Origin of the sequence: Confluentibacter citreus (assembly GCF_002807055.1) — a bacterium.
Classification (GTDB): Bacteria; Bacteroidota; Bacteroidia; order Flavobacteriales; family Flavobacteriaceae; genus Confluentibacter; species Confluentibacter citreus.
In genome coordinates, this window is sequence record NZ_NIXN01000009.1 from 38,998 (window position 1) to 65,293 (window position 26,296).

Genomic DNA, 26,296 nt, shown 5'->3' on the forward strand with positions numbered 1-26,296 from the left:
ATATTTAATTTGTGCAAAGTTATTATTTTTTTAGTTCTTTATGCTTTAAAATAATCATAAGATTTTATCTCAATAAAATAACTTCTGAATGCGTATAATCAAACTTAATGCCATCGATTCTACAAATAGCTATATGCGAAGGTTAAGTAGCGAAGAAAATCTAGAAGATTATACCATAGTTACGGCTAAACACCAAACACATGGAAGAGGACAAATGGGTACTGTTTGGAGTTCGGAAAATTCAAAAAACCTCATGTTTAGTGTGTTTAAAGATACTTCCAAGTTCCATGTGGAATACCCTTTTTTAATAAGCATGGTTACATCTTTAGCGATATTAAAAACATTGCAAAGTTTTTCTATAACTAAGTTAACTATTAAATGGCCTAACGACATTTTGTCAGAAGACAAAAAAATTTGTGGTATACTAATAGAAAATGTCATAAAACAAAACAGTCTAAGTAATACCATTATTGGTATTGGATTGAATGTGAATCAAACCGAATTTGATCATTTGCCTAAAGCATCCTCTTTAAAATTGATAACAGGTAATGTATTTGATTTAGAAGAAGTTTTAGTTGAAACCATAAAAAATTTAAAGCATTACTTTAAGATTTTAAAGAGAGGAGATTATGGCACTTTGAAAACGGATTATGAAATGTATCTTTTCAGGAAAGATAAACCCTCCACGTTTAAAGATAGCGAAGGGTTCATATTCTCTGGATATATTAAAAATGTGACTTTATTTGGAAATCTTCAGGTGCTTCTTGAAGATGATGTTATAAAAGAATTCGATTTAAAAGATATTACGCTTATGTATTAAATAGCCTTTGGAATGCTTGTGGCTAGTGTTTCAATAAATTTTCCAATGGGACCTTTTATCATCATGGACATCATAGGGTTAAAATCGCCACTAAAGTGCAATTGAACATCGCTTGACGTTTCAGAAACAGTATCAATATTCGCTGTTAATGAAAAATCCAATTTTCCGCCAGCGGCACCAAGAACAATTTTATTTGGAGGAATCACGTCTTTCTTTTTAAGGATTATTTCGGGCATTCCTTTTAGAGCGAACAAAAAAGTATCATCGCTTAAAACTTCAAATTTACTAATGCTTTCTGGCATTAGGGATTCAAAATTTTTAATGTCGGATAAAAAGTTGAAAACATCTTCTGATGATTTTTCAATACTAACTTTAGGCGATTCTAAATTCATGATGTTGTTAAGCTGTTATTTGTTTGTTGTTAAGCTGTTAAGTTGACTGAAATTGTTTTCTGCCAAATGACTTTATAACTAAACACCAAACATCTTTATATTATTTTATGTTCCATTCACTCGGGTTGGCATTCCATTCTGATAAGGTTTTTAACTCCTTTTCAGAAATATAATTGGTTGCCAAAGCCTGCTCAAGCAAATTTTCGTAATTACTTAATGTATAAAGGTTGACGTTTTCTTTTTTAAAATTTTCTTCAGCAACATCAAATCCATAAGTAAAAATGGCCACCATGCCTTTTACATTAATTTTAGCTTCTTTTAAAGCCATAACGGCATTTAAACTACTTTTTCCAGTGCTGATTAAATCTTCAACAACCACAACATTTTGTCCTTTTTCAATAAACCCTTCAATCTGGTTCTGTCTTCCGTGGCCTTTAGCTTCCGGCCTAACGTAAATAAACGGCAATCCCATATATTCTGCAACCAGCATGCCAATGCCAATAGCGCCCGTAGCAACACCGGCAATAACATCAGGCTTGCCATATTGTTTTTCAATTTGATGGCTCATCGTTTCACGAATATAATTTCTTATGGTAGGAAACGATAATATGATTCGATTATCACAATATATAGGAGATTTCCATCCTGAAGCCCAAGTAAAAGGCTTTTTAGGGCTAAGTTTTATGGCATTAATCTGCAATAATACCTCAGCTGTTTTTCGGGCTATTTCTTTGTTAAAAATCATAGGTTCAAAAATACACATAAATTTAATTTCACCTAGAAGTAAGTTATGAACAAAATAATTTTTTAAGTTTCGTTGATTTGAAATGAAAAATGATATTTTTACAAAAGTTGAATTTGTTAAATACAAAACATGTATAAAGTTTTTGTTAATGATAAGCCCATTATTTTAACCACTATTGAAGAACCGGAAACGTACTTTAAAAATTTTGACCTTAAATTCGTTAAGTTAAATAAGGTTGTTAGAGAGCTTATGGCAACAGACTTGCAAGAAGTACGATTTATTCATAAAAATGAGGATAAATTGCTAAAAAAATTCTTAAAAAAACTGCCAAATGTAATTGCTGGTGGTGGCAAGGTATATAATGATAAAGGTGATGTTTTGTTTATTTATAGAAATGATAAATGGGATTTGCCAAAAGGTAAAATTGAAGGCGTTGAAAGTATTGAAGAAACCGCTATACGTGAGGTTATGGAAGAAACAGGTGTTGCCGGATTGGAAATTATAAAACCTTTAGAAACGACTTATCATATTTTTAAACGAAACGGACGGTACAAAATAAAAATAACCTACTGGTTTGAGATGAAAACCAGTTTTTCCGGCGATTTGTATGCCCAAGAATTTGAAGGTATCACTAAAGTAGCCTGGCTAAATCCAGAACAAGTAAAAGAAGCGCTTAAAAATTCTTACGCAAATATTAAGTTATTGATATGATTCTTAATGTTTTAACTTAAATTCTAAAAATTGCTCAAAAAATATAGTCTAATTATACGTTTTTATTAAAAAAACTGTTATTTTTAGTCAGTAAATTGTCTATAATATTGAACAAATTGCACCGCAGTTTTATTTAATTAAAACTGTTTGCGATTTTTTTTTGTAATTCTCTCAAACATAAAATATTTATATGAAGAGTTATAGACTGTCGTTTGCTACCATTTTACTACTTGAAAAAAATTTAGCTGAAGTTATTATTGATGAAGGCACCATTATGGATGAAATTATGGTAGATGAATATCATGATTTTTTGCTCAATAATTTATCAGCTCCCTTTTCTCTAATAATCAATAAAAAACATTGCTATTCCTATACATTTGAGGCTCAAAAAACAATTTGTAATTTAAAGGAAATTCACCTTATAGCGGTAGTGGTTACTACTAATGGTGCCTTAATGTCAACCCAAACATTGATAAAAATAAATGAAAAAAATAATTGGAATATTGAGTTGTTTCAAGAAAGGGATTTAGCACTTGAATGGATCTATAGTTTTAATAGTTATTCACGTATAGTCTAGATAAGATAATAGATTAAAGACGATAGACTATAGATAGGAGACGATAGATAAAAGAAAAAGATAATAGACTTAAGATGATAGACAATAGATAGAAGATGCCATAACTAACAACCCCAGTCCCAATAGCCAAAACCTAACACCTAGTACCCAAAATTCACTTCATCCTCACACTTTCAGGAACAAGCACCGTATAATCCCCATTATTTTTAATAACATCCCTCACAATGCTAGAGCTTATATAGGATGTGCTGGCGGCCGTTAATAAAAATACGGTTTCAATCTTAGAAAGTTTTCTGTTGGTATGTGCTATTGCTTTTTCAAATTCAAAATCTGCGGGATTTCTAAGGCCACGTAAAATAAATGGTACTTTAATTTCTTTACAAAACTGCACCGTTAAACCCTCGTAGGTCATCACTTTTACCCTCGGTTCGTTTTTAAAAGCATCTTCAATGAATTTTTTACGCTCTTCTAAAGAGAACATGTATTTTTTTTCAGAATTAATTCCGATGGAGACAATAACTTCATCAAACAATTCTATACCACGTTTAATAATATCGTAGTGCCCTAGCGTAATGGGGTCAAAAGACCCTGGAAATATGGCTCGTTTCATTTTTTGTCATTCCTGCGAAGGCAGGAATCTTTTTAATTTCTAATGGATTCCGCATTAATTGCGGAATGACAGTTTATTTAAAGATACTCAAATATAATTAATTATTTCAAAGCCTCCTCAATAGCATTATCAAACAATTCGGCTAAACTAATACCGGCAGCTTTGGCTTGTTGCGGTAAAATGCTTTCTTTGGTCAGACCCGGAATCGTGTTGACTTCCAATAAATGCGGTTCACCATTTTTAAATATATATTCACTTCTAGAGAAGCCTTTCATTTTCAAGGCTTCATACACTTGCTTGGCTATTTTGTTTACTTTATCTTCTTCCTCTTTGGTTAATCTGGCAGGTGTTATTTCTTGGGATTTTCCTTGATATTTAGCTTCATAATCAAAAAAATCATTTTCGCTCACAATCTCTGTAATGGGCAATACTTTAGTGGCTCCTTTATAGGTGATAACACCAACAGAAACTTCTTTGCCATCTAAAAACGATTCAATGATAATTTCATCATCTTCCTTAAACGATACAGCTATAGCTTGTTGCAACTCCTCTTTTTTATACACTTTACTCACGCCAAAACTACTGCCCGCTTTATTGGCTTTCACAAAACAAGGCAACCCAACTTTTTTGATAATGGCATTTTCATCAATAACATCGCCCAGATTTATATAGTAAGATTCTGCCGTTTTTATGCCATAAGGTTTTAAAACACTTAGGCAATCACGTTTATTAAAAGTGATGGAGGCTTGGTGCATATCACAAGCCGTTTGTGGGATGTTCAGCAATTTAAAGTACCCTTGCATGTGGCCATCTTCACCAGGTGAACCATGTATGGCATTAAACACACAATCAAACGTTGTTTTTTGACCGTTTATGATAACCGAAAAATCATTTTTATCAATAGGAAATTCAGTTTCATTGTCATCAACATACACCCATTTGTCCTTGAAAATATGAACACGATACACATTGTATTTTGAGGCGTTTAAAGTTTCATAGACCACGTTTCCGCTTATCAAAGAGATTTTATATTCGCTGGAGTAGCCACCCATAATGATGGCAATGTTCTTTTTCATATGTAAATATTTATTGTTTTTTTGGTCATATGCAATTGCTTCGCCTGTTCGCTATCGCTCGGGTCGCATATCTTCATTGGTTGTTGCATCGAGTTTTAGTTATGCTCATTTCATGTCAATTTTTAAATAAATAATTAGTTTTAACCGTTTTGTAAAAATATCATTTATTTTTTCTAAAAGGAATCAAGGCAGATGAAATAATTACAAGAAACAGAAACCTTTTTATTTTGGATAAACGTAAACACAAAACCGAAAATTGAACGAATCGGATTTTTGAATCATATAATTTGTTTAGTTTTGTTAAATATTTTCAAGTCATGAGCGTTATTAAATTTCTGTCCAGTAAAACATTTTTAAAACAATTAGCAATAGCTGTTGTTGCCGTTATTATACTTACTTTTCTTTTAATGAAGTGGTTAAATATTTCGACCAATCACGGCGAATTCGAGACTGTACCAGATCTTGCAGGTAAATCCATAAGTGTTGCAGAAATAGAACTGAACAACAATAATTTGGTGATGCAAATTCAAGATTCTGCAAATTACAATCCAGATTATCCTAAGTTTTCGGTGATAGAACAAGATCCTGCCGCAGGAACCAAAGTAAAGGAAAATAGAAAAATATACATCACGCTTAACCCGTCGGGGTACAGAAAAATGTTGGTGCCAGATTTAACCGAGAAAACATTAAGACAAGCTTTGCCAACCCTGGAAGCTGTAGGGTTTCAATTGGGAAATAGAACTTATGTTGACAATATTGGTAAAGATGTTGTTTTAAAAATGCTTCATAAAGGAAAGGAAATCCATGCCGACACCCGACTTCCTAAAATGTCTAAAATAGATTTAGTACTTGGTAACGGTAATCGTCCCGGTATGTCTAGTGAACAGGATAGTTTAGCGCCAATCGATGCCGAAGATAATATTCCAGCAGATTTAGACTAAAATTATTTAAAGAAATAAAATGCCTCTGGTTAATCCCAGTTACGATATTACATGGAAGACTATACGCCAGAATTCATTGATGAAGAAAGTGATCTTTATGAACATTATGCCTTTACGGTTGATAAGGGACAGAGTCCACTGCGAATCGATAAATATTTAATGAATCGTATTGAAAATGCGACTCGAAATAAAATTCAGGCGGGTGCCAAAAACGGCAGTATTTTCGTTAATGATGTCCCTGTAAAATCCAATTACAAAGTAAAACCTTATGATGCGATTAGGGTCTTGTTTACGCATCCACCCCATGAAAATTTATTGGTAGGCGAAAATATACCTATTGATGTGGTTTATGAAGATGATGAGCTTTTGGTCGTGAATAAACCAGCGGGTATGGTGGTGCATCCTGGACATGGCAATTATTCTGGAACCTTAATAAATGCCTTGATTTTCAGGTTTGACAATTTGCCAAATAATTCCAGCGACCGTCCCGGATTGGTTCATAGAATTGATAAAGACACGAGCGGTCTGTTGGTAATTGCCAAAACAGAACAGGCCATGGCGCACTTGGCATTACAATTTGCCGAAAAAACCAGCGAACGCGAGTATGTTGCTTTGGTTTGGGGAAACATGGAAGAAGAAGAAGGTACCGTTGAAGGGCATATTGGTAGACACCCTAAAAATAGATTGCAAAACACCGTTTATTTAGGCGATGATGCAGATGATAAAGGCAAGCCCGCCGTCACCCATTATAAAGTATTGGAACGTTTGGGTTATGTCACTTTAGTGTCGTGTAAATTGGAAACGGGACGTACCCACCAAATACGCGTACACATGAAACACATTGGACACACCTTGTTTAACGACGAACGCTATGGTGGTGACCTCATTTTAAAAGGCACAACATTTACAAAATACAAGCAGTTTGTAGATAACTGTTTTAAAATCTTGCCACGGCAAGCATTACACGCCAAAACCTTAGGATTTGTGCATCCCAAAACAGGGGAGTTTATGCGCTTTAATTCTGAAATTCCAGAAGACATGCAACTATGCATTGAAAAATGGCGAACTTATTCTAAATATCAGGAGTTAGAGGAGTAATACTTCGCAGGTATCAATTCAACTGCTTCATTAGTCTATAGTTTGCGTAATCTTCTCAATATTCAAACTATTTACCATAGCCGTGAATATTTTAAAATAGGTGCCTTCCAACTTATACAAATTTTCGTGTGTACCGACTTCTACACTTTTTCCTTTTTCCAAAACCACAATATTTGACGCATCAATGATTTGGGAAATGCTGTGCGAAATGATGATGACCGTTCTGTCTTTTTTTATGGCATCCAAAGATTTCTTTATTTGTTGCGTGGCGATGGCATCCAGACTTGCAGTTGGTTCATCTAAAAATATGATGGGTGGATTTTTCAAAAACAATCTCGCAATGGCAATGCGTTGTTGTTGTCCGCCCGAAAGCAAATGGGCATCCGATTGATAGCCATTTGGCAATCCTATAATTTGTTCGTGAATATAGGCTTTCTTTGAAGCGTCAATGATGTCAGATTCAGTAGCATTCGGATTTCCATAAGAAATGTTTTCATAAATAGTGCCTTTGAAAATATGATTCTTTTGCAAAACCAAGCCGATGTTTTTTCTCAAAAAATCCGTATCATAATTTTTCAAATCGATACCATCCAGTAAAATCCGTCCGTTAGTCGGTTGGTAAAATTTATCCAATAAATTGATGATGGTGCTTTTTCCTGCACCACTTAAACCCACTAAAGCCGACGTTTCATTCGGTTTAATAGTAAAATTGACATTGGTGAGGGCTTGTGTGCCGTTCGGATATACAAAATCCACATCAATCACTTCTATTAAGCCTTTAATGTGGTTAGGTTTGTAAGTACCGCTTGTTTCTTTTTGATGTTCCGATTCCAGAATATCAAAAAAGCCTTCCGAATAAATCAACGCATCATTTACCTCGTCATAAATTCGGTGCAATTGTCTGATAGGTGCTGATACATTATTGAAAAGAAGGATATGAAACATAATGGCGCCAATGGTCATCGACCCATTTAATACAAAATAGGCAGTGAGAATAATGATAAACACCACCCCAATTTGTTCTATAAAACTTTTAATGCTTTCAAATATGAAACTGGTTTTTCTGGTTGCCAATTGATTTTCGGTCATTTCAAATTGGATGTCTTGATGCCGTTTCGCTTCCAAAGATTCCCGTACAAACGATTTGATAACGGTGATGGAATCAATCAAACTCAGAATACTGTTATTTTTGGTTTCCCTATACGTACGCATGCGTCTCCTAAAACCGCTGAGTTTATTGGCTTGCAACTGACTGATATAAAAATAAATGGGAATGATACACAAACTCACCAAACCCACATAAAAATTAGCGTAAAACATCAACGCTAACGCCACAAGCGCATTGGCGAACAAGGGTAAAATATCGATAAAAAAGTTTTGCACCAATCGTGTTAAGCTGCTGATTCCTAAATCAATACGCGTTTGTAGTTTGCCGCTTTCATTGTCGTTAGACGTATAAAACTCCATGCGATAGGTCAGGATGCGTTCCACGATGGTTTGTGAAATATCACGGGTAATAAAAATGCGGAGTTTTTCACCATAAAACTTTTGTCCGAATTGCACTATCGAGTGCACTAATTCTTTGGTAAGGAGTATGAGCGTAATAATGCCGAGTAAATAAAACCCTTTTGAAAGCGGTTCTCCAGCAACCATTAAATCACTTATGGAATCTACGGTATACTTAAGCACCAAGGCATTTACTTGTGCTGCAAAAGACCCTACAAAAGTGAGTGCCAAGGTGGCCACAATCATAGTTCGGTAAGGCTTTACAAAGGGTGTTATTTTTTTATATAAGGTTGAAATGGTCATCTTAAGATATTCGTTTGCTTAAAATATGGACTTGAAATATAACAAAATTATATGGGGAATTGTGTGTTTTCTCTCGGGAGCTATTGTGAGCTTAATGAAAAAATATAATTAGAATATGATTTTGAAGTTGTTTTGGAGCATGTTGGAAAGATAACAGATTATGTAATTTAATTCTGATATTCCAGAAGATATGCTAAATGTATTAAAAAATGACGAACCTATTCGAAATATCAGAAGTTGAAGGAATAGGATTATTTTAATCTAAATGTTTTAATTTAGTTAGTTTCTAATAAAAAAATCCGTCACTGCGAGGAACGAAGCAGTCTCTTTGTGTGAGATTGCCACCACTTTTTTTCAAAAGCTTCGCAATGACGAAATTACTTATTATCAACTAAAATTTTCTAGCCTTTATATAATCATTCAACTCTTGGCGCGTCATGGGTAATTTATTGTCTGGGTATTTTTGTAGCCAATCTTTAAAATCATCCTTAATGTCTTGGGTCCATTGGCTATCAATTTGTCCAGCTAAGTATTTTTTTTCACGTAAGCGTTGAAAACCAAATTCGTCTTGTAAAGCCACAAATTCTGAGGAAATCACCAATTCATCCACCAAATGGGCGGGGATGAAAATAGTACCATGACGGTTTGCCAATACCACATCGCCTGGCAACACCGTAGTTCTGCCAATACGGATGGGCATATTAATGGAAGTCAACATTTCCTGTTGCAAATACGAGGGGTCTTCGCCACGGTACCAACCGTTAAAGCCTTCAATATCTAACAAGCCACCCAAATCACGAATGCCTCCATCAAAAACAACCCCGTTTTTGGAATTGGCATAAATGGCATTCCCTAGGTTAGAACCAATCAAGGTGCCATCTACAATGCGTCCGTAACCATCGGCGACATACACATCGCCCGGTTTTAATATTTCAATGGGCCATGAATTGCTGCCACCAATAGTATCGCGTTTTTCCAAACCACCTTGTTTTTTTATCACTTGCTGATAGTCGGGACGCAACGGCATATATTGCGTAGTAAGCACGCGCCCTGTCATCACATCGTTGGGATGGATGATTTGCCAATTGCCTTCGTGTTGGTTGTGGAACCCTTTATTTCTTAAAAATCCCCAAGCTTCTTCAATGCGGATTTTCTTTAATCGCTGTAAAACGGCATCAGACACTTTGGGTCGACCATCTTCCAAACGCTCACCAGTCCATTTTGAGGTGAGCATTTTAATATATTCTGGAGTCGCAGTAACTTCTTGAGCCTGTATGTTGTAAAACGTAAACAGGCCTAAGGTCGCTAAAATTATTTTTCTCATCTGTAATTATTTTATTTGGTGATTAACTGTAAGTTCTATCGTGCGAGCGTCTTTCGTTCCATTCATCGGTAGATTTAAAATAACTTTTATCTCTTGGGTGTAAATGCTCTTTCAATACGTCTTCATTTAATTCGATGCCCAAACCTGGAGCGGTAAGTGGCACTCTGGCATAGCCGTTTTCAATCATTTTTCCGCCATCGGTCATTTTAACCAAACTTTCCCACCAAGGAATATCCACAGAATGGTGTTCCTGAGCCAAGAAATTTTGTGTAGCCGCCGCGCAATGCACACTCGCCATAAACGATACGGGCGTACCGGCTTGATGCAATGCCATGGCAATACCAAATTCTTCTGCATAATCGCCGATGCGTTTGGTTTCCAATAAGCCGCCAGAAGAGGCTAGGTCTGGATGGACAATATCCACCGCACGTTCATGGATCAACGGTTTAAAATCTTTTAATAAATAAATATCCTCACCAGTGGTAGTTGGTGTATCAATAGCTGTGGTAATGGTTTTCCATTGTTCTGTGTATTGCCAAGGCACCATATCTTCAAACCAAGCCAATCGGTATTTATCCAAGGCTTTCGCTAAACGGATCCCATTATTTAAATCGAAATGGCCATAGTGGTCTGTGGAAATCGGTACTTCATAGCCAACCATGTTACGGACGTTTTCTACAATACTAGCCAATTCTTCCAAACCTTTTTCGGTAATCTGTATTTGTGTAAATGGGTGCATGGTGTTGGCATACGACATCATATTTTCTTGGTCACCCCATTGTGCTAAATTGCCCCTTGCGTCTTCCCAGAATTTTCCATTCACTACGGTTCCTGGTTTTCCTTTGAGTTCGGTAACGGACACATCCATTTTTAACCAGGTATAGCCTTGGTCTTTCATTCGGAATTCAATCAGTTTTTTCTGTTCTTCAGGCGAACTGGCTTCAGGCGTATCGGCATACAACCTGATTTTATCACGATAACGGCCACCTAACAATTGCCACGCAGGTACATTATAGGCTTTTCCGCATAAATCCCACAAGGCCATTTCAACAGCGCACACACCGCCCGCTTGTCTTGCAGGACCACCGAATTGTTTGATGGTCTTGAATATTTTTTCAACGTTGCATGGGTTTTCACCCAGAATACGGCTTTTTAAGAACAGGGCATAGCGTACATCGGCAGCATCCCTCACTTCTCCCAAACCATAAATCCCTTGGTTGGTGTCTATTCTAATGATGGCGGTTCCTCCCATAACATTGGTGAGGGCATAGCGCATATCGGTTATTTTTAAATCTGAAGGCGCAGAAAACCGATTGACTTTAGAGGTGGTTTGCGCTAGGGTGTCTTCCATGGATAAACCCACAAGGCTTGTTAATGCCATACCGCCCAAAGCTGTTTTTTTTAGAAAGGTTCTTCTATCATCACCTGTTTTGGGATTATCAATTTCTGCCTGTCTGGAGGTTGTGTAGATTTTTTCTTCCTCTTTGTTTTTTGTGATGAGTTCCTTTAAGACATTTTTCATAAATGGTGGTTTTAGTTAGTTGATATTTGGTAATAGAAATGAATTTACGCATTCAAATCTTTATAAAGACATAAGCATCAGAAATCAAAAAACGCTTACTACCTTCTTTTTTAATTTAACAATTCTGTTATAAAATATGTACTATATTAATCGAAATATGTTTTATTTTATCAAAAATAGATTTTTTTTCAAATGAAACAACCGATTGCGTAAATTTTTCTTTTCCGATTTATATGTTAAAAAAAATGGAGTATAGAAAATATTAATGATTAGTATGGTTTTGTTGTATTCCTAGTTTATTATGATTTATGGGAAAGTGTCTTTTTGGTTTATTGGAATTTAGTAATAAACCAATCCAATACTTTTGTGGAAACTTCTACATCTTGTTCTCCGGTAGCTCCCGAAAAAGTGGCTAATAAATAACCGGAATCTATTTTTTTAATGACACCACCAATATATCCAAACTCTCCCATTTTTGGTTCTCTGATGTTACTGCCACTATTAATGAGTGTTTCTGCCATTTCAGCAGCTTTAGAGTGGGCTACCGCTATGAAGTTTTGCTTTTGTGTGCCAGTGGTTTTTACGACAATCATTTTAGATATCCAAGATTTGGTTTCATTTCCAGGGATATAACAAACGATACCCACGCCTTTTATATCCATGTTTAATGCTTCTTTTGTCATCAGTGCTAAGGCTTCGTCGGCATGTGTAATAAATGTTTTTTCTGATTTTTTCTGGTCTTCTGTCATAGTTTGTGCATGGGTGTTAAGAGTGGATGTTGATACAACGGTGAGTACTAATAAAGTGCGTAATGTTCTCATTTTATTGATATTGGTTTTAGTTGTAAAAACGAAGTTAACTATTTTTTATCACAAAATTTAGTATTTAAATCATCAATACAATTTATGCTTCCATTACAAATAAGTGTTGGTTTGCATTTTAAAAAGTGGGATAGTAATTGTAGATTTGAAATACTTTAATTAAAATAGCTGAAACAATAAAATTGTCTGATCAATGCGGTTCAATTTAAGATTCCAAACAAATGGATTTTAATAACAAGGCATTTCGTCAGATTCCCTAAAAACAATAAATTATCTAATGAAATTAGTATTATCCCCAGCAAAGTCTCTGGATTTTGAAAGTAAATTGCCAAATAACAGTGTTACGGAAGCTCGATTTTTAAAGGATTCAGAGCGTATCAATAAACTCCTTAAAAAGAAATCCGCTAAAAGTTTATCTAAGCTTATGAGCATTTCTGATGCGTTGGGACAATTGAATTATGAACGTAATCAGCAATGGCAATTGCCTTTCACAACCGATAATGCCAGACCAGCCATTTATGCATTTAGTGGTGATGTGTATCGCGGACTCGATGCCTATAGCATCCCCGAAGAAAAATACGAGACTTTAAATAATACCGTACGTATTATCTCCGGTTTGTACGGCTTGTTAAAACCCACGGATTTGATTCAACCGTACCGTTTGGAAATGGGCACCACTTTTCCCGTTGGTAAAAACAAAAACCTATATGAATTTTGGAACAAAACCATTACAAAAGCTCTTAATGATGAATTGGATAAGGACGAATTATTTTTAAATCTTGCTAGTAACGAATATTTTAAAGCCATAAACACCAAATTGTTAAAAGTGCCTGTGGTGACTTGTAGTTTCAAAGACTTTAAAAATGGGGAATATAAAATGATCATGACCTTTGCCAAACTAGCGAGAGGTTATATGACGCGTTATATTATTGATACCAATGCCAAAACCTTAGATGATATTAGAGGCTTTAATTACGAAGGCTATCAGTTTAGCGAACCCATGTCAACCGAAACCGAATTAGTATTCATTAGGTGATACTTATTTTGTATCATTGTAAAAATGGTTTTTAATGTATTATTACTTTATCATAGCCCTACAAGCGTATTGTATTTATCATTTATTCAAGAATAGAAATCCCTATTATTGGGTGTTTGCTATTTTATTCCTACCGCTCATTGGCTCAATAATCTATTTAATAACCCAAGTTTATAATAAGCGGGATGCCAATAAAATTCAGGATAATATAGTATCCATCATCAATCCAACTAAAAGAATAAAGGATTTGGAAAAGAAACTTAAGTTTTCCGAAACCTACCAAAACCGTGTTAATTTAGCGGACGCCTATTTAGAAAATGGGGATTTTAAAAATGCCATTCCACATTATTTAGATGCGTTAAACGATAACTTACAAAACGATTTATATGCCACCAAGCAACTTATAGAATGTTATTTTAATGTTGAAGCTTATGATAACGTCATTTTGTATGCGGAAAATATTAAGGATAGTTCGGAATTCCTGAAATCCAAATCACAATTTTTTTATGGATTGGCCTTGGAAAAATTAGGCAGACTCGAGAAGGCTGAAGCCAATTTGAAACAAATTGACATCCGATACTCATTTTATGATGAACGTTTTATTCTAGCAAAGTTTTTATTGAATAGGAATAAAACTGAAGAAGCCAAAACCATTTTAGACGACATTTATATGGAGTCCCAAAATATGACCAAGCAAAATCAACGGATTTACAGAACCACCATTGTTGAGGTTGAAAAGCTAAAAAATAGTCTCTAGTTTATTTAACACGGGCTTTATTATCAATATCAATTTTGTTTTCAGCTGAGCGTTTTTTCTTGATTCGGGGTCTTCTAGTTCCAAAAGTACCTTGGTATATTTTGCCACGTTTTGTTTTTTTATCACCTTTTCCCATAATAAATCATTTTTGAAATGATAAAATACAAAAAATAAAATTTTTAAACAAATCATAAGTTTTTGTAATCTGTTTAATTTAGACTGTCATTCCTGCTAATCCCGATAGCTATCGGCAAGGAATCCAATTTTTAAATGTATGTTCAAACACCAGCATCCCTATAAGCCATTTATAAACGAAACTACTACAAAATTAATCGTGGGCACCTTGCCGCCGCCACGATTTTCAACTGGTGATTTATTAGAAAAGGATGTCGATTTTTGCTATGGCAGTTGTTATAATTCCCTTTGGTTATTTATTGATAAGATCCATAATCTTAATTTAAGATATGATAATTCAGAAGAAGCCGTAACACAGCGTAAAGATTTTTTAATCAATCACAATATTGGTATTTGCGATATTGTGGAAAGCTGCGAACGGGAAAAAATAGATGCATCGGATTTAGGGATGCAAAATATTCAACTCCGTAACCTCATTGGTTATTTACAAGAGTTTCCAAATGTAAATACTTTGTTATTTACTGGCGGCAATAGCAAAAACGGTCCCGAATATTTCTTTAGAAAGCATATTAAACATTATGGGATTACATTGAAGTTGGTATCTGATGAGATTCCAAGAATTCACCAATTCAATCTACCTGTCATTGCGAGCAAAACGAAGCAATCTGCTTTTAATGAAAGAACCCTAAATACGGTTTCCTTAACATCGTCATCAGGTTCTGCAAACAGAGCTATTGGGAGCATGCCTTTATTTAAACAACTTAAACAGAACAATCCAAAGTTTACAGCTTTCGATTTTAGGGTGATGCAATACCGTGAGTTTTTCTAAACATGAACTAATGTCAGTTCGAGTAATATACGGAGGCACGGAGTATTTTGTATCGAGAACCATTTTTTGTTCCGTTCTACTCCACAAAAACCACGAAGTGACATCTAGTTAATTATGTTTATAGTAGCCTGACAGTTCGAGTGAAATGCCGAGGAACGAGGTGTTTTGTATCGAGAACAAATAATATAACCGATTTACAACCACTTATAATCTCCTAAAATCCGTTCCGTTAAATCATTAAATTCTTTATCAAATGTTTGACGAGATGCATCGGCTTCATACCATTTTACTATGTCCTTAACGCCTTCGCTAAAAGGAATTTTTGGATTAAAATCAGGCACGACGCTTTTAATTTTGGTATTGTCAAAAATCATGCTATGGGTTTTATCGCCTAATAAACCATCACCAATCTCTTTATTATAAGTGGCTATTATTTTTGATGGTACATGAACTAATCTTGGTTTAATACCCAATTCTTTGGCAAACAGATAATAAATTTGGTTCCAAGTTAACTTCTCATCATTTGTAATGTGGAAGGCTTCATTTATGGCGTTTGGGTTTCCTAAAAGACCCACAAGTCCAACTGCAAAATCTTTATGGTTAGTTAGCGTCCAAATAGACGCGCCATCACCATGAACAATCACGGGCAAGTCTTGTTTCATTCGGTGCAAGGTGGTGTAGCCACCCGTTATGGGAATGCTGGTTTTATCGTAAGTGTGTGACGGACGAACAATGGTGTAAGGAAATCCTGTTTTTTTGTAGGCGTCCCGCAACAGGTTTTCGCAAGTAATTTTATTTCTGGAATATTCCCAAAACGGATTATCTAAAATCGTGTCTTCGGTTACTGGAAGTTTTTCTGGAGGTGTTTGGTAAATGGAAGCCGAACTGATAAAAACAAACTGGTTAGTTTTACCTGAAAATAAGTCAATATCATTTTTAATGTGCTCTGGCTCAAAAGCAATCCAATCCACCACCGCATCAAAATGGTGGTTTTCTATGGCTTTTTTGGTTTGCTCCACATTTCTAATATCTGCAATGATGGTTTTTACACCTTCAATCGGTCTTATTTTAGATGTTTTTCCTCTGTTTAAGTGATATAAATCAATACCTCTGGAAATGGCTAATTCAGAACATGCGGAACTGATATTGCCAGTACCACCAATAAATAATACTTTCATCTGTTTATATTATTTTAAATTTCTGTCAGATGCAACACCCTGAATAATCATACTCGTGAGTGAATGTTATTTTTATAGGTGTTTCATCGTTTTTTATTCTTTTGATAAAACTTGACTGATTTGATTATTGAGTTCGGGAATTTTGTTTTTGATGACATCCCAAACTATGGAATAGTTAACTCCCATGTAATCGTGAATGAGTCGATCTCGCATTCCAGCCATATTTTTCCATTGAATGGAATTATGACTAACCTTAAAATCAGTAGGGATTTTTTTTGTTGCTTCTCCAATAATTTCTAAGCTTCTGACAACCGCACGTTTTAAAGTTTCGTCATCTAAAAACGAATTGAAATCTAGATTTTTGCTAATCAAAATCAAATACAAACATTCATCTTGAATGTGCCTAAGAAACTCTTTTGGTTCTTTAGACATATTCAACTTCATTTAAGATTCTAGGTCCAATATAGGGGCTTAAGCCATTTTTTGTTACAATCTCAATCTTTTCGTTTTTGAAAATACTTTCAAATAAATCATAAGCCGCCATTAAATTATCGAAGTTCTCTTTTTCAGGTTCAAAATCAATCAATAAATCTATATCACTATCACTTGATTGTTCATTGCGTATATATGAACCAAATAAACCCACATGTCGAATACCAAGTTTGGTAAGCTTTGGCTTATTCGATTTAAGTGTTTTTAATATGATTTCCTTCGTGGTCATTTTTAAGCTTTCTCAAATATACAAAAGTTTAGGTTTTATGGTATGATTCTCGGAAAATTGCAAGTAATTTTATCTGCTTGTGGTCTTGTCACAAAGTTTTTTGGATTCTAAAGATTACACAAGTAAGATGTTCGAGCTAGAATAGTTGTATGACTATAATTTGCACATATAATATGTTGGTAACAACATCGCCAAAATCAGCTTAGCTTTTTTTTCAACAAAGCTGCCGAAAAACCATGGATAAGCACCGACAGCACAATGACGACCGTTGTTACGTGAATCAGTTCGTATGCATTTGGAAAGTTAGTTTGTCCAAAGGCATACATTAAGTAGAATATGGAACCCACACCACGGATGCCGTAGAATGATAATGCAAATTTTTCAAATGACGATAAATCGGTTTTATACAACGCCATCCATCCACTAATGGGTCTAATAACAAGCAGCACAATCAATGCGGTCACTAGTGTTGTAAAATCCAATAGCTCATTAAAAGTAGCGGACACATAAACGCCTACAATTATAAACATGAAGGCAACAAAAATGCGCTCTATTTCCTCAGTAAAATCGTGGAGACTGTCCATATGTTTTACTTTGTCTTCCCTATTGCTAAAGACGCAAGCCGCAATAAACACCGCAATAAATCCGTACCCGCCTAACAATTCCGTTAGTCCGTATGGCAAAAGTGTTAGTGATAAAGATAGAATGCCGCGGCTTATTTTGGAGTGATGGTTTTCAGATGTAATGTTAAATATCAGCTTATACAAAGCCCATCCTGCAAGAAATCCTATGACGCAACCAACAACAATCTTGTATACTACTTCAATAAGAAACCATTCCCCAATCCATTGGCTGTAATCAAGGCCATTGGCCGCAAGGTAAATGGCAAAGTAGGTAAATGGGAAGGCCAATCCATCATTCAATCCTGCTTCGGAAGTCAGTCCCAGACGAATCTTCGACAAATCTTTTTTACTTGGGCTGCTAGTTTGCAGGTCGGATGCCAATACAGGATCGGTGGGAGCAATAAGAGCACCAAATAGCACGGCTGCTGCTGGAGCAAGACCGAGAAACCCCCAGCTTACATAAGCCGCGCCCACAATGGTAAGCGGCATGGTAATCACCAATAATCTAAATGAGTATTTCCAAGTCTGCCATGAAAACGGTTTTTCAATTTTTAAACCTGCATTGGTCAACGCAACAATGACGACAAATTCAGACACACGCCTTATGGTGTTTGAGTGCATCATAATGTCAAAGTCGGTATAATCACTTCCCGAAAAAGCAATAACAATGCCTATTAAAAGGTAAATAATGGGTGGTGTTAGCCATTTTTTATGAAAAACATTCGGAATCACGGCGGCTAGCAATGTAATAATGCCTGCAGCTAATAGGTAGTAGTTATAATAGTCAAGATTAAGTAGCTCTGTCATTACAATGTCATAAGATTATAAAGTTAAGCATAACCTGATGAATACCAATCGATGTTTAATGTTTGGGTTAATATTTTTAATGTATTGAGGTATTACAAAAGTCACTTTACAACAAATGGTTTGTGAAGGTCGAAAACTATCGTGATTATGTGAGGATTCAAGTAAGGTGTTTGAGCTAATTAGCATTTACAACACTGCCAGACCCCTTAATGTCCACTTGTAATGATGGATGGCCTTTGTAAAATGCTTTTCCGCTGCCTTCAATAGCTACTTTTAGACTTTCGGAACAATTGACTTCAATAAGTCCTGCACCAATATTTTCTATATCAGCATCTTTAACTATAAAATCGAAACCTTGAAAGCTTCCTGTGCCCTCATTATAAATCGAGAGACTATTCGCATTCCCTGTTATCCTTATGTCGCCCGTTCCAGAGTTCACCACTTTAAAAGCCCCATTTTCTGAAACCCCACTTACGTCCATGTTGCCTGTTCCAGAATTTGTAAGACCGTTCAGGTGTGGTATGGTAATTCGGGCTTTAAGGGTGACATTATGGTAACCGTCATTTTTTAGGGATAGCCGTAATTCATTATTGACGACCGAGGTTTTTACAAGCCCAATAATATTGTCGTCCGCCGTAATTTCTACCGACTGCTCTAAGCCTTGGGTTATGGTAACATCAAAGACACCTTCGCTTTTCACTTTTGTAAAGTTGTTCACGGCTCGTGTTTCTGTAACAGCTCTGCCCGAACCAAAAATGGCATCATGCTCTTGACAGGAAACTAAAAAAAGGCATATGGCTATTGGCAAATACATTAAATTTTTCATGTGTAGTTTTTATAAAGTTTTGATTGCATGCCACAAAATTACAAGAGCAGGGGGATTGTATAAAATGATGGTTGTACCAGATACCGAAATCAGGACAAGTAGAAAGAGTGTTTACATCATTCAGGACACTAACTAGTTCGGTAATGTCCGGGCGAGTGACCCATTTTTTTCTGAAAAGCAGCATACATGGTAGAACGCGATTTAAAACCTGCTGCGGTGCCAATGCCCTCAATAGACCATTGGTTTTTCACATCGTCTTTAAGGAGTTCAATGGCCTTTTCTACCCTAAAGCCGTTCACCCATTCATTAAAGTTGTTTCCGAAATTTTTATTAATACACGTTGAAATCAATCGTGGCGACATGTTAATGGCGTTTGCAAAATGGTGCAGCGTCAGGTCTTCATTTAAGAACAATTCTTTTTCGCGCATAAATTGTTGAATCATTTCGCTTTGCTTTTTGTCACATTTATGATTTTCGGATTCCAGCGTTTTTTCTGAAGGCACTTGTAACGTGCTATCTGGAAATTTTTCGAATAAATTTTGGTGCAGATACGCTTTATAGCTCAAAAAATACAAGAAGATTGCTACCAATCCCCATATGATGGACACAAAATTAGTGTCGCTCGGGCCAATAAAGAGGATGCGTACTATTTCCACACCCCAAAGTACAGTGGCCGGGAGTAACATGAATATAAATTGCCACAACCAGTTTATTTGAAGCATTTTAAAATCGGAGTATTCATCCCTTGCCAATTTTCTATAGGCTAAGGTTTCCTTGATGGCGATTGCAAAGGCGCATATGATCATCCCAAAAGCATAAAGCTGTTGTGCCAAATGGAAGGTTTCGATATTGGAAAATCCAAAAACACCTATTATGGTAGTAGTTTGAACAAAATGTAGGTATAAGTTAACTACCGTAATCAATGCGATAGCACCCGCCAAGATGTAATGGTATTTTAAAAAGCGTTGATACTTGTTGGCACGGCCTATTTTTTCGAGTACGTAATGTAGAAAGAATAAAGGGATGAATAGCTTTACTTCGGGCAGTGAAAAATACGTGCCTATGGAATACGTACCAATAAAATTGAAGGGAAGAATTGTAGTAAGTGCCTCTAGAATGATGCTTATCAAAAAAAGACCCAATAGCGAATTAGCCAAGCTTCGGTGTTTTTTTGAAAAGATGTAAAGCCATGCTAAAAGTAACCCCTGAATAAGGGCTGCCCAGAGAATGACGTTTCCAGTTTCACTCATGCTAATTAATGATATTCCTTACAAAACATGCCTATTAAATATATCCTCTAAGGCTTTTTGAGGGTCACTATCCAATCCCGAATAGGTTTTAGAACTTTGAATGATGGTACTTCTACAAGCTGTGAGCCATCCAAACCGTTCGGATAATTCTAAGGCACCTATTTTCCCGCCAGAGGCATCGCCTTTGCAAATGAGCTTCCAAGCATTTAAATAGTCATTTATTACGTCTAATTCCATTTCAGAAGAGAACGCTTTTAATTTCTCCTCACTGATGTGGTACTTGAGGTCTAAAAACTTTTTTCGTTTGCAAAATAGGATGACGCCCACATTAAAGAACTCCTCGCGTTCCACTTTAGGCACCAGTCTAATAATGGCATATTTAAATGTGAATTTATCTGGCATCGGCGGCTTCTTTAACTAGTAAATCGATGTTGGAAAGTTTGGTCGTCATGTATTCCATATAGGCGGCTCTTATGTTGTTCGGATCCATAATTTCAGACTCACTTTGCAACCAATCTTCTGGAATGGATGAAACAATATCCCTAATAATGTCCTCTGTCAGCAAGCGTTTAATCTCAACGGCTGCCTCGGGCAATTGGTCGGCTCTTTTTAAAAGCACATGGTCTTTAATAAGTGGGAAGGTTCTAGAAAGGTGGTCTCTCCATTGCGGCCAGTTATGATGAAAATAAAAACTAGCCCCATTATCAATCACCCATAATTCCTTGTTCCAATATAATAAATTGGTGTTTTTATCGGTACGGTCAATATTGCTGATAAGGCTATCCAACAGTACTATTTTTGAAGCCGTCATACCATCAACAGTAGTCACTAAAGGATCGAAGGTGATGGCACTCGATAAAAAATGCAAGCCCAGATTTAAACCGACACTAAATTTAAGCAAGTCCTGTATTTCTTCATCGGGTTGGGTCTTGCTAAACGATTCATCCAGATTCATAAATACCAATTCGGGCACTTTTAAGCCAATGGCCCTTGCCAATTCGCCACCCATAAATTCTGCAATCAATGCCATTTTGCCTTGCCCAGCACCTCTAAATTTTAACACATACAAAAACCCGTCGTCTGCTTTTACAATAGCAGGCAACGAGCCACCTTCTCGTAAAGGTTGCAAATATTGAATCACATCTACGGTTCTAATATCTATTTTTTGCATCATTACAAAAGTGATAAAAAAATGGTTTATGAACTATGGATTGGTTATTTATTTATGGGAGCTTGCAGGCGTGTAACCAATTTTTTATACACGGCTTAAGTTGTTTTTAGCTCAGTTCTTTATTGCGCGTTCGTACTTTTTTATTCTATTCAAGTTCAATATCCATTCTTCGAAATAAATCGTCTTGAATGGTAATAATATGCTTTACGATTCCATCAAATATTAAATTTCCTTTCAAGTCTTTTACTTTTTGTGAAACCGATACCTCAAATGTGCCATTTGGTCGTTCAATAAATCCAATTGGTTCAACATTAGGGTTTATTTCCGTCCATTGTCTTGCCCAATATTTTCTGACTTCTTTGTGTCCGCTCACATATCCACCTTCAAATGCTTTTGGCCATTCTACTTCGGAGTGAAATGTTGAAAGTGCGGAATCAATGTCCCGAGAGTTAAAAGCCGAATATGCTTTTATAATTAATCCTTCAATTTGGCCACTCATATTTATTATACTGTTATAGACAGTTATTCATTAGGCTTACTTATTGATTTTAAATGGTTTTATGGAACTTGTGAACTGTATGGCTTGAGGAATGACTTGATATTCATTAAGCACCCCAATGGCTGTGCATCCTACCCCGGTAGTTTGGTAGTCAAAATTGAATGTGACACCATCCGATTTGATCAATTGATAATTGTATTTTGCCTTTGACAAATTTTCGGTACTGTAATTATAAGCATTAAAATTGAATGGTTTATCTGCCGAAAACTCAATTCCGATGCCTTCAGCATTTGTCAGTCGCACATAGTGGTTGTCAGTTCGCAAGCCAGTATCCTGAGGAATCAAATACGGTACAAACATCGCATCAACTGTCGACTGATAAAGCCCAATACGATACCCAGTTTTGCGGTCGGGGTAATTCTCCTCCGGTCCACGTCCAAACCATTCTACATGTTGCATTTGGTCATCGAAAACCCATTTGGTTCCGATGCGTGGCAACATCGTGGGCATTCTTCCATGCGGATTAATCGTGTGCTGTAAACTAATGTCGCCGTCGGGCGAAATTGTATAAATCATCTCATTATCGAAGCCTGCCCTGCCTGAATTTCCAAAAAGAGCAATGTCGCGAATACTAACAATGACGTTTTCATCTTTATTTTCAACCCGAAATGATTCCAGTTTTGACTTCATATTATCCAGACCGATAGAATACCATGAAGCAGCAACCATCGTTCCGTAGCCTTGCGTTCTGGCTGAACCAGCAGTCCAGTCGTCCAGTTCGTTTGCCACAGGCGCACGCCAAACATTGAGTTGCGCTCCCTGTTTCAGCAATTCTGTACCCATGTATTTCATTGAGGACAATTGTCCATCGGCTTTATTAAAGGTATAATCAAAATTTATTCCGGATACAACCAAATGTTGCTCATTATCTGTCATTTTTAAAGGATTGGTCTGCTGCTGTACCAATTTTTCCTCGGCAGGAATAATCCATGGCAATTCCAATTGATCCCAATACAGCTCAAAGCCCTTCGGCGCCCATTGTGTAGCTTCTTTCGAATGAAAACTAACGGTTACCAAATAGGTTGCACCGGCTTTTAGCTGAGGCTTTGTTATAGGAAGCACGTAGATTTTCTTTGTTTCCGGTTCGACATCAACCTCCAATGTTCCGGAAGCTATTGAAATGCCGTTTTCCTCCAGATTCCAACGTGCTTCAAAGGCATTTGTATTGATAAAAAAGTTTCGGTTTTGCACTTCAATTTCCATTTTTTCGGCATGGCTCCACGTTACAGAAATGGGTTGAGCCGACTTTTTTATTTGCCACATTTCAGGCTGTGGAACCCGATCGGGAAAAATACTTCCGTATGTACGCGCGCCAATGCCATAGCTGAAAAATTCGCCTTGGTTTTGCTCCTGTTCAAAATCAAGCCACAAAGCTGCACGATTTTTCAAGTCCGGTTTTGATGCATATAAATCATTGATTTCTATGGCTTCTGGGAAAATACCCACCTGATCGATAATAGCATCGCACAAATAATCGGTGGTATGTTGGCCATGTGTCTCGGCATTCTTGCCCACATTAAGAGGAAAAGGAAAATTGGTAATGTTCCCAGTGACCGGTTCTTCAGCCACCTTTTTATTGTCAATATATAGTGAGATGGTTTTCCCGTCATAAATACCTGCCACATGATGCCATTTTTGTGTCCAATCACTGGGTAATTCAGCACTGACGACTGTTTTTCTCGAATTGTAAATTCTCGCAGTATTGATGTAGAAATCGAGCGACTTGTCACCATTTTGCTGCAAACCAAATTGATAGTTTCCTTTGGTAAGCAGTGTGCCGCCCATTTTCATTAAATCGCGTGGAAAAATCCAAAGCGAAACTGTTAGTTTATCACCCGAGATTTCAATATTTTTATCCTGATAAACTTCCACCCATTGGTCGTGACCATTCAAATCAATACCTTTTCCATCGTGTCCGGCAACAAGTTTGGCGCGTCCCATGATGTGGGTTTGGATTTTGTTTGGTGAAGCATCCGTTAATTTGCGAACTGGCTCAAGCAAACCTGGACTTACGAAATCCCAGATGGCTCCGCCCATGATGCGTGGATACTGGTAAATCACATCCCAATATTCGTCCAATCCACCACCAGCATTTCCGGCCACCGAAAGGTATTCGTCCATAAACGATGGTCGCGAATCAACACTTTCAGGAACCATCCCGACCTGATTTTTGAGTTCAAAAGGTGTTGGGTAACGTGGCCCGATAATTTCTTCGCAGTCATGCGCAAAAGCATTTCCGCCATACATCCAATATCGCGTCGTATCGTATTTCCGTCCTTCATCAATCACGTTACAAATATTTTTCCCTTCGCCACTTTCGTTCCCGGCGCTCCAAAAAAGAATGGAGGGATGATTTCTATCGTGCAATACCATTTTACGAACTCGCTCGCGGTACATGGGTTCCCAGTCTGGATTATTGCCAAGGGATTCTGTAGCATGTGCTTCAACTCCTGCTTCGTCAATAATATAGAATCCATATTCGTCTGCCAGTTCCAGATAACGTTTTACAGGTGGATAGTGTGATATGCGTACACAATTGATGTTGAATTGTTTAAACAGTTCAAAATCTTTCCGGATGGTGGCTTCGTCCATGGTATGTCCCAAAGTGGGGTGTTGCATGTGCGTATTGATGCCGTTAAGTTTTATCGCCTTGCCATTGAGGTAGAAAACCTGATTGCGGATTTCGGTTTCTTTAAAACCTATACGACCCGTAATGACTTCTTCGGTTTTTCCTTCATTGTTTATTAATTCCATGGTTAACCGATAGAGATTGGGCGTTTCTGCGGTCCACTTTTTAGGATTTAATACGTCTGATGACATAGTAATAATTTGCTTATTATCAGCAGTTATTTGAACGGCATCAGAAGTAAAGTTCTGAACCAACACATTGTCTGAATTAAACAGCGAGGTTCTAACCTTGTAGTTCTGTTTATCGGTTTTCGATTGGTTGTTTACCGTAATCTGCACATTCAGTTTTGCGTTCTCATAGTTTTCGTCCAGGTCGGTAGTGGCATACCAGTCGAAGAGATGGACATCCGATTTTGCATACAGCCAAACATCATCGAAAATACCAGCCAGTCGCCAATAGTCCTGACTTTCTAGATACACACCATCTGAATATTTAATGACGTTGACAGCAATGGTATTTTTTCCTGGTTTCAGGTAACTGGTAACATCATATTCAGCAGGTTCTTGTGCACCTTCATTGTAGCCCACTTCGTGTCCGTTGATCCAGACAAATGATGCCGAAGCGGTTTTCTCCATGCGCAAAAAAATGCGGTTGTTTTTCCAATTTGCTGGTATGGTAAATATTTTGCGATATGAGCCAGTCGGGTTGTATTCACGCGGAACAAAAGGCGGATTGGATTTAAATGGGTGTGCAACATTTCGGAACAAAGGATCGCCAAAACCCTGCATTTCCCAGTTGGAGGGAACCGTAATTTCAGACCATTGCTTATCATTAAAATTGGATGTAAAAAAGTCTTTGGGTGTACCTTCTGGCGTATTGGCAAAATGGAATTTCCACTTTCCATTCAATGAAAGCACATTTTCTGACTTCGATTTCTGAAGATTTAATGCGTCGCCAACCGATTTAAAAGGAATACAAACCGTGTGACCTTCAGTCTGGTTCATTTCAAATACCGCTGTATTTTCGATGAAAGGATAAATGTTCTCAAATTTAGGTTGCTGTGCAAACGTTGTAAAACTTGCCAGAGTAATAAATAAACCAACTATTTTTTTCATGCTTGATGACGTTTTTATATTGATGGAAGACTATTTTCAAAAATAGACAAAAAGATAGTGCTTTATCTGTTTTGATTCAGAAATCTACGCAAACGTTTGCACTAAGGTTTGCGCTCGTAAAAAATGTTTAGGAACATGCTTTTGCAGCAGAAATTCAGGAGAATTTGTTGGGTGCAAAGTTGCAAACTTCGCACATCAGGCTATGGATAGGTTA

Annotated in this window: 27 protein-coding genes; 8 read left to right on the forward strand and 19 right to left on the reverse strand. The window is 36.7% G+C overall.

The genetic code is table 11. The features are described from left to right. Window positions 1-88: 88 nt before the first annotated feature. The gene (locus CDH49_RS14095; protein WP_100616182.1) at window positions 89-820 is read left to right on the forward strand and encodes a biotin--[acetyl-CoA-carboxylase] ligase; all 732 of its coding nucleotides are present in this window, start codon (window positions 89-91) and stop codon (window positions 818-820) included. Here the strand turns inward: CDH49_RS14095 and CDH49_RS14100 are convergent. Next, complete coding sequence (locus CDH49_RS14100; RefSeq protein WP_100616183.1) at window positions 817-1,212, reverse strand: orotate phosphoribosyltransferase; 396 nt, start codon at window positions 1,210-1,212, stop codon at window positions 817-819. The genes CDH49_RS14095 and CDH49_RS14100 overlap by 4 nt on opposite strands. 100 nt (window positions 1,213-1,312) lie before the next feature. Further along, complete coding sequence (pyrE, locus tag CDH49_RS14105; RefSeq protein WP_100616332.1) at window positions 1,313-1,957, reverse strand: orotate phosphoribosyltransferase; 645 nt, start codon at window positions 1,955-1,957, stop codon at window positions 1,313-1,315. A 129-nt stretch (window positions 1,958-2,086) separates the two neighbouring features. On the opposite strand from pyrE, the gene CDH49_RS14110 reads away from it, so the two are divergent. Next, entirely contained in the window at window positions 2,087-2,668 is a 582-nt protein-coding gene (locus CDH49_RS14110; protein WP_100616184.1) for an NUDIX hydrolase, read from the forward strand. Between the two features lie 190 nt (window positions 2,669-2,858). Then, entirely contained in the window at window positions 2,859-3,245 is a 387-nt protein-coding gene (locus CDH49_RS14115; protein WP_100616185.1) for a hypothetical protein, read from the forward strand. A 154-nt stretch (window positions 3,246-3,399) separates the two neighbouring features. Here the strand turns inward: CDH49_RS14115 and coaD are convergent, their stop codons facing one another. Then, on the reverse strand, window positions 3,400-3,855 hold the full coding sequence (gene coaD / locus CDH49_RS14120) for a pantetheine-phosphate adenylyltransferase (RefSeq protein ID WP_100616186.1): 456 nt from the start codon (window positions 3,853-3,855) through the stop codon (window positions 3,400-3,402). Between the two features lie 101 nt (window positions 3,856-3,956). Next, a complete protein-coding gene (locus CDH49_RS14125; RefSeq protein WP_100616187.1) occupies window positions 3,957-4,931 on the reverse strand; it encodes a D-alanine--D-alanine ligase in 975 nt (324 codons plus the stop codon). A 317-nt stretch (window positions 4,932-5,248) separates the two neighbouring features. Here CDH49_RS14125 and CDH49_RS14130 point away from each other — a divergent pair, with 317 nt between their 5' ends. Both CDH49_RS14130 and CDH49_RS14135 read left to right on the forward strand, forming a co-directional pair. After that, window positions 5,249-5,872 (forward strand): PASTA domain-containing protein, encoded by a 624-nt coding sequence (locus CDH49_RS14130; RefSeq protein ID WP_100616188.1) that lies wholly within the window; start codon window positions 5,249-5,251, stop codon window positions 5,870-5,872. Window positions 5,873-5,923: 51 nt separating this feature from the next. Further along, complete coding sequence (locus CDH49_RS14135; protein WP_100616189.1) at window positions 5,924-6,970, forward strand: RluA family pseudouridine synthase; 1,047 nt, start codon at window positions 5,924-5,926, stop codon at window positions 6,968-6,970. Between the two features lie 30 nt (window positions 6,971-7,000). On the opposite strand, the gene CDH49_RS14140 is transcribed toward CDH49_RS14135, so the two are convergent. The 4 genes from CDH49_RS14140 to CDH49_RS14155 all read right to left on the reverse strand — a co-directional run bounded on the left by CDH49_RS14140 (window position 7,001) and on the right by CDH49_RS14155 (window position 12,446). Next, window positions 7,001-8,779 (reverse strand): ABC transporter ATP-binding protein, encoded by a 1,779-nt coding sequence (locus tag CDH49_RS14140; protein ID WP_100616190.1) that lies wholly within the window; start codon window positions 8,777-8,779, stop codon window positions 7,001-7,003. Between the two features lie 391 nt (window positions 8,780-9,170). Next, the gene (locus CDH49_RS14145) at window positions 9,171-10,103 is read right to left on the reverse strand and encodes an RraA family protein (protein ID WP_100616191.1); all 933 of its coding nucleotides are present in this window, start codon (window positions 10,101-10,103) and stop codon (window positions 9,171-9,173) included. 22 nt (window positions 10,104-10,125) lie between these two features. Continuing rightward, window positions 10,126-11,625, reverse strand: coding sequence for a mandelate racemase/muconate lactonizing enzyme family protein (locus tag CDH49_RS14150; protein ID WP_100616192.1), 1,500 nt, complete (start codon window positions 11,623-11,625; stop codon window positions 10,126-10,128). 329 nt (window positions 11,626-11,954) lie between these two features. Beyond that, window positions 11,955-12,446 (reverse strand): hypothetical protein, encoded by a 492-nt coding sequence (locus CDH49_RS14155; protein ID WP_100616193.1) that lies wholly within the window; start codon window positions 12,444-12,446, stop codon window positions 11,955-11,957. Window positions 12,447-12,723: 277 nt separating this feature from the next. Here CDH49_RS14155 and yaaA point away from each other — a divergent pair, with 277 nt between their 5' ends. Next, window positions 12,724-13,482 (forward strand): peroxide stress protein YaaA, encoded by a 759-nt coding sequence (gene yaaA, locus CDH49_RS14160; protein ID WP_100616194.1) that lies wholly within the window; start codon window positions 12,724-12,726, stop codon window positions 13,480-13,482. A gap of 34 nt (window positions 13,483-13,516) precedes the next feature. After that, window positions 13,517-14,239, forward strand: coding sequence for a hypothetical protein (locus CDH49_RS14165; RefSeq protein ID WP_100616195.1), 723 nt, complete (start codon window positions 13,517-13,519; stop codon window positions 14,237-14,239). 1 nt (window position 14,240) lies between these two features. Here the strand turns inward: CDH49_RS14165 and CDH49_RS14170 are convergent, their stop codons facing one another. Then, complete coding sequence (locus CDH49_RS14170) at window positions 14,241-14,375, reverse strand: 30S ribosomal protein THX (RefSeq protein ID WP_100616196.1); 135 nt, start codon at window positions 14,373-14,375, stop codon at window positions 14,241-14,243. Between the two features lie 138 nt (window positions 14,376-14,513). Here CDH49_RS14170 and CDH49_RS14175 point away from each other — a divergent pair, with 138 nt between their 5' ends. Then, entirely contained in the window at window positions 14,514-15,203 is a 690-nt protein-coding gene (locus tag CDH49_RS14175; protein WP_100616197.1) for a uracil-DNA glycosylase family protein, read from the forward strand. Window positions 15,204-15,397: 194 nt separating this feature from the next. Here CDH49_RS14175 and CDH49_RS14180 read toward each other — a convergent pair whose 3' ends face one another. From CDH49_RS14180 to CDH49_RS14225, 10 genes are all read right to left on the reverse strand, one after another. Continuing rightward, entirely contained in the window at window positions 15,398-16,381 is a 984-nt protein-coding gene (locus CDH49_RS14180) for an NAD-dependent epimerase/dehydratase family protein (protein WP_100616198.1), read from the reverse strand. A gap of 93 nt (window positions 16,382-16,474) precedes the next feature. Then, window positions 16,475-16,813 (reverse strand): HepT-like ribonuclease domain-containing protein, encoded by a 339-nt coding sequence (locus CDH49_RS14185; protein ID WP_100616199.1) that lies wholly within the window; start codon window positions 16,811-16,813, stop codon window positions 16,475-16,477. Then, window positions 16,806-17,102: a nucleotidyltransferase family protein gene (locus CDH49_RS14190; RefSeq protein ID WP_100616200.1), complete on the reverse strand. Its 297-nt coding sequence runs from the start codon at window positions 17,100-17,102 to the stop codon at window positions 16,806-16,808. Before CDH49_RS14190 ends, CDH49_RS14185 begins: the two co-directional genes overlap by 8 nt. Before the next feature lie 197 nt (window positions 17,103-17,299). Continuing rightward, window positions 17,300-18,532 carry a cation:proton antiporter gene (locus tag CDH49_RS14195; protein ID WP_100616201.1) on the reverse strand — a complete coding sequence of 411 codons (1,233 nt, stop codon included), beginning with the start codon at window positions 18,530-18,532 and terminating at the stop codon, window positions 17,300-17,302. A 175-nt stretch (window positions 18,533-18,707) separates the two neighbouring features. Next, a complete protein-coding gene (locus tag CDH49_RS14200) occupies window positions 18,708-19,358 on the reverse strand; it encodes a head GIN domain-containing protein (RefSeq protein ID WP_100616202.1) in 651 nt (216 codons plus the stop codon). Window positions 19,359-19,486: 128 nt separating this feature from the next. Next, the gene (locus CDH49_RS14205) at window positions 19,487-20,608 is read right to left on the reverse strand and encodes a helix-turn-helix domain-containing protein (RefSeq protein WP_100616203.1); all 1,122 of its coding nucleotides are present in this window, start codon (window positions 20,606-20,608) and stop codon (window positions 19,487-19,489) included. A gap of 18 nt (window positions 20,609-20,626) precedes the next feature. Beyond that, a complete protein-coding gene (locus CDH49_RS14210; RefSeq protein ID WP_100616204.1) occupies window positions 20,627-21,010 on the reverse strand; it encodes a DUF3037 domain-containing protein in 384 nt (127 codons plus the stop codon). Next, the gene (locus CDH49_RS14215) at window positions 21,000-21,779 is read right to left on the reverse strand and encodes a HipA family kinase (protein WP_100616333.1); all 780 of its coding nucleotides are present in this window, start codon (window positions 21,777-21,779) and stop codon (window positions 21,000-21,002) included. The genes CDH49_RS14210 and CDH49_RS14215 overlap by 11 nt, the downstream gene beginning before the upstream one ends. A 145-nt stretch (window positions 21,780-21,924) precedes the next feature. Further along, entirely contained in the window at window positions 21,925-22,278 is a 354-nt protein-coding gene (locus CDH49_RS14220; RefSeq protein WP_100616205.1) for a nuclear transport factor 2 family protein, read from the reverse strand. Window positions 22,279-22,314: 36 nt separating this feature from the next. Further along, entirely contained in the window at window positions 22,315-26,082 is a 3,768-nt protein-coding gene (locus tag CDH49_RS14225) for a beta-galactosidase small subunit-related protein (RefSeq protein ID WP_100616206.1), read from the reverse strand. Window positions 26,083-26,296 lie beyond the last annotated feature (214 nt).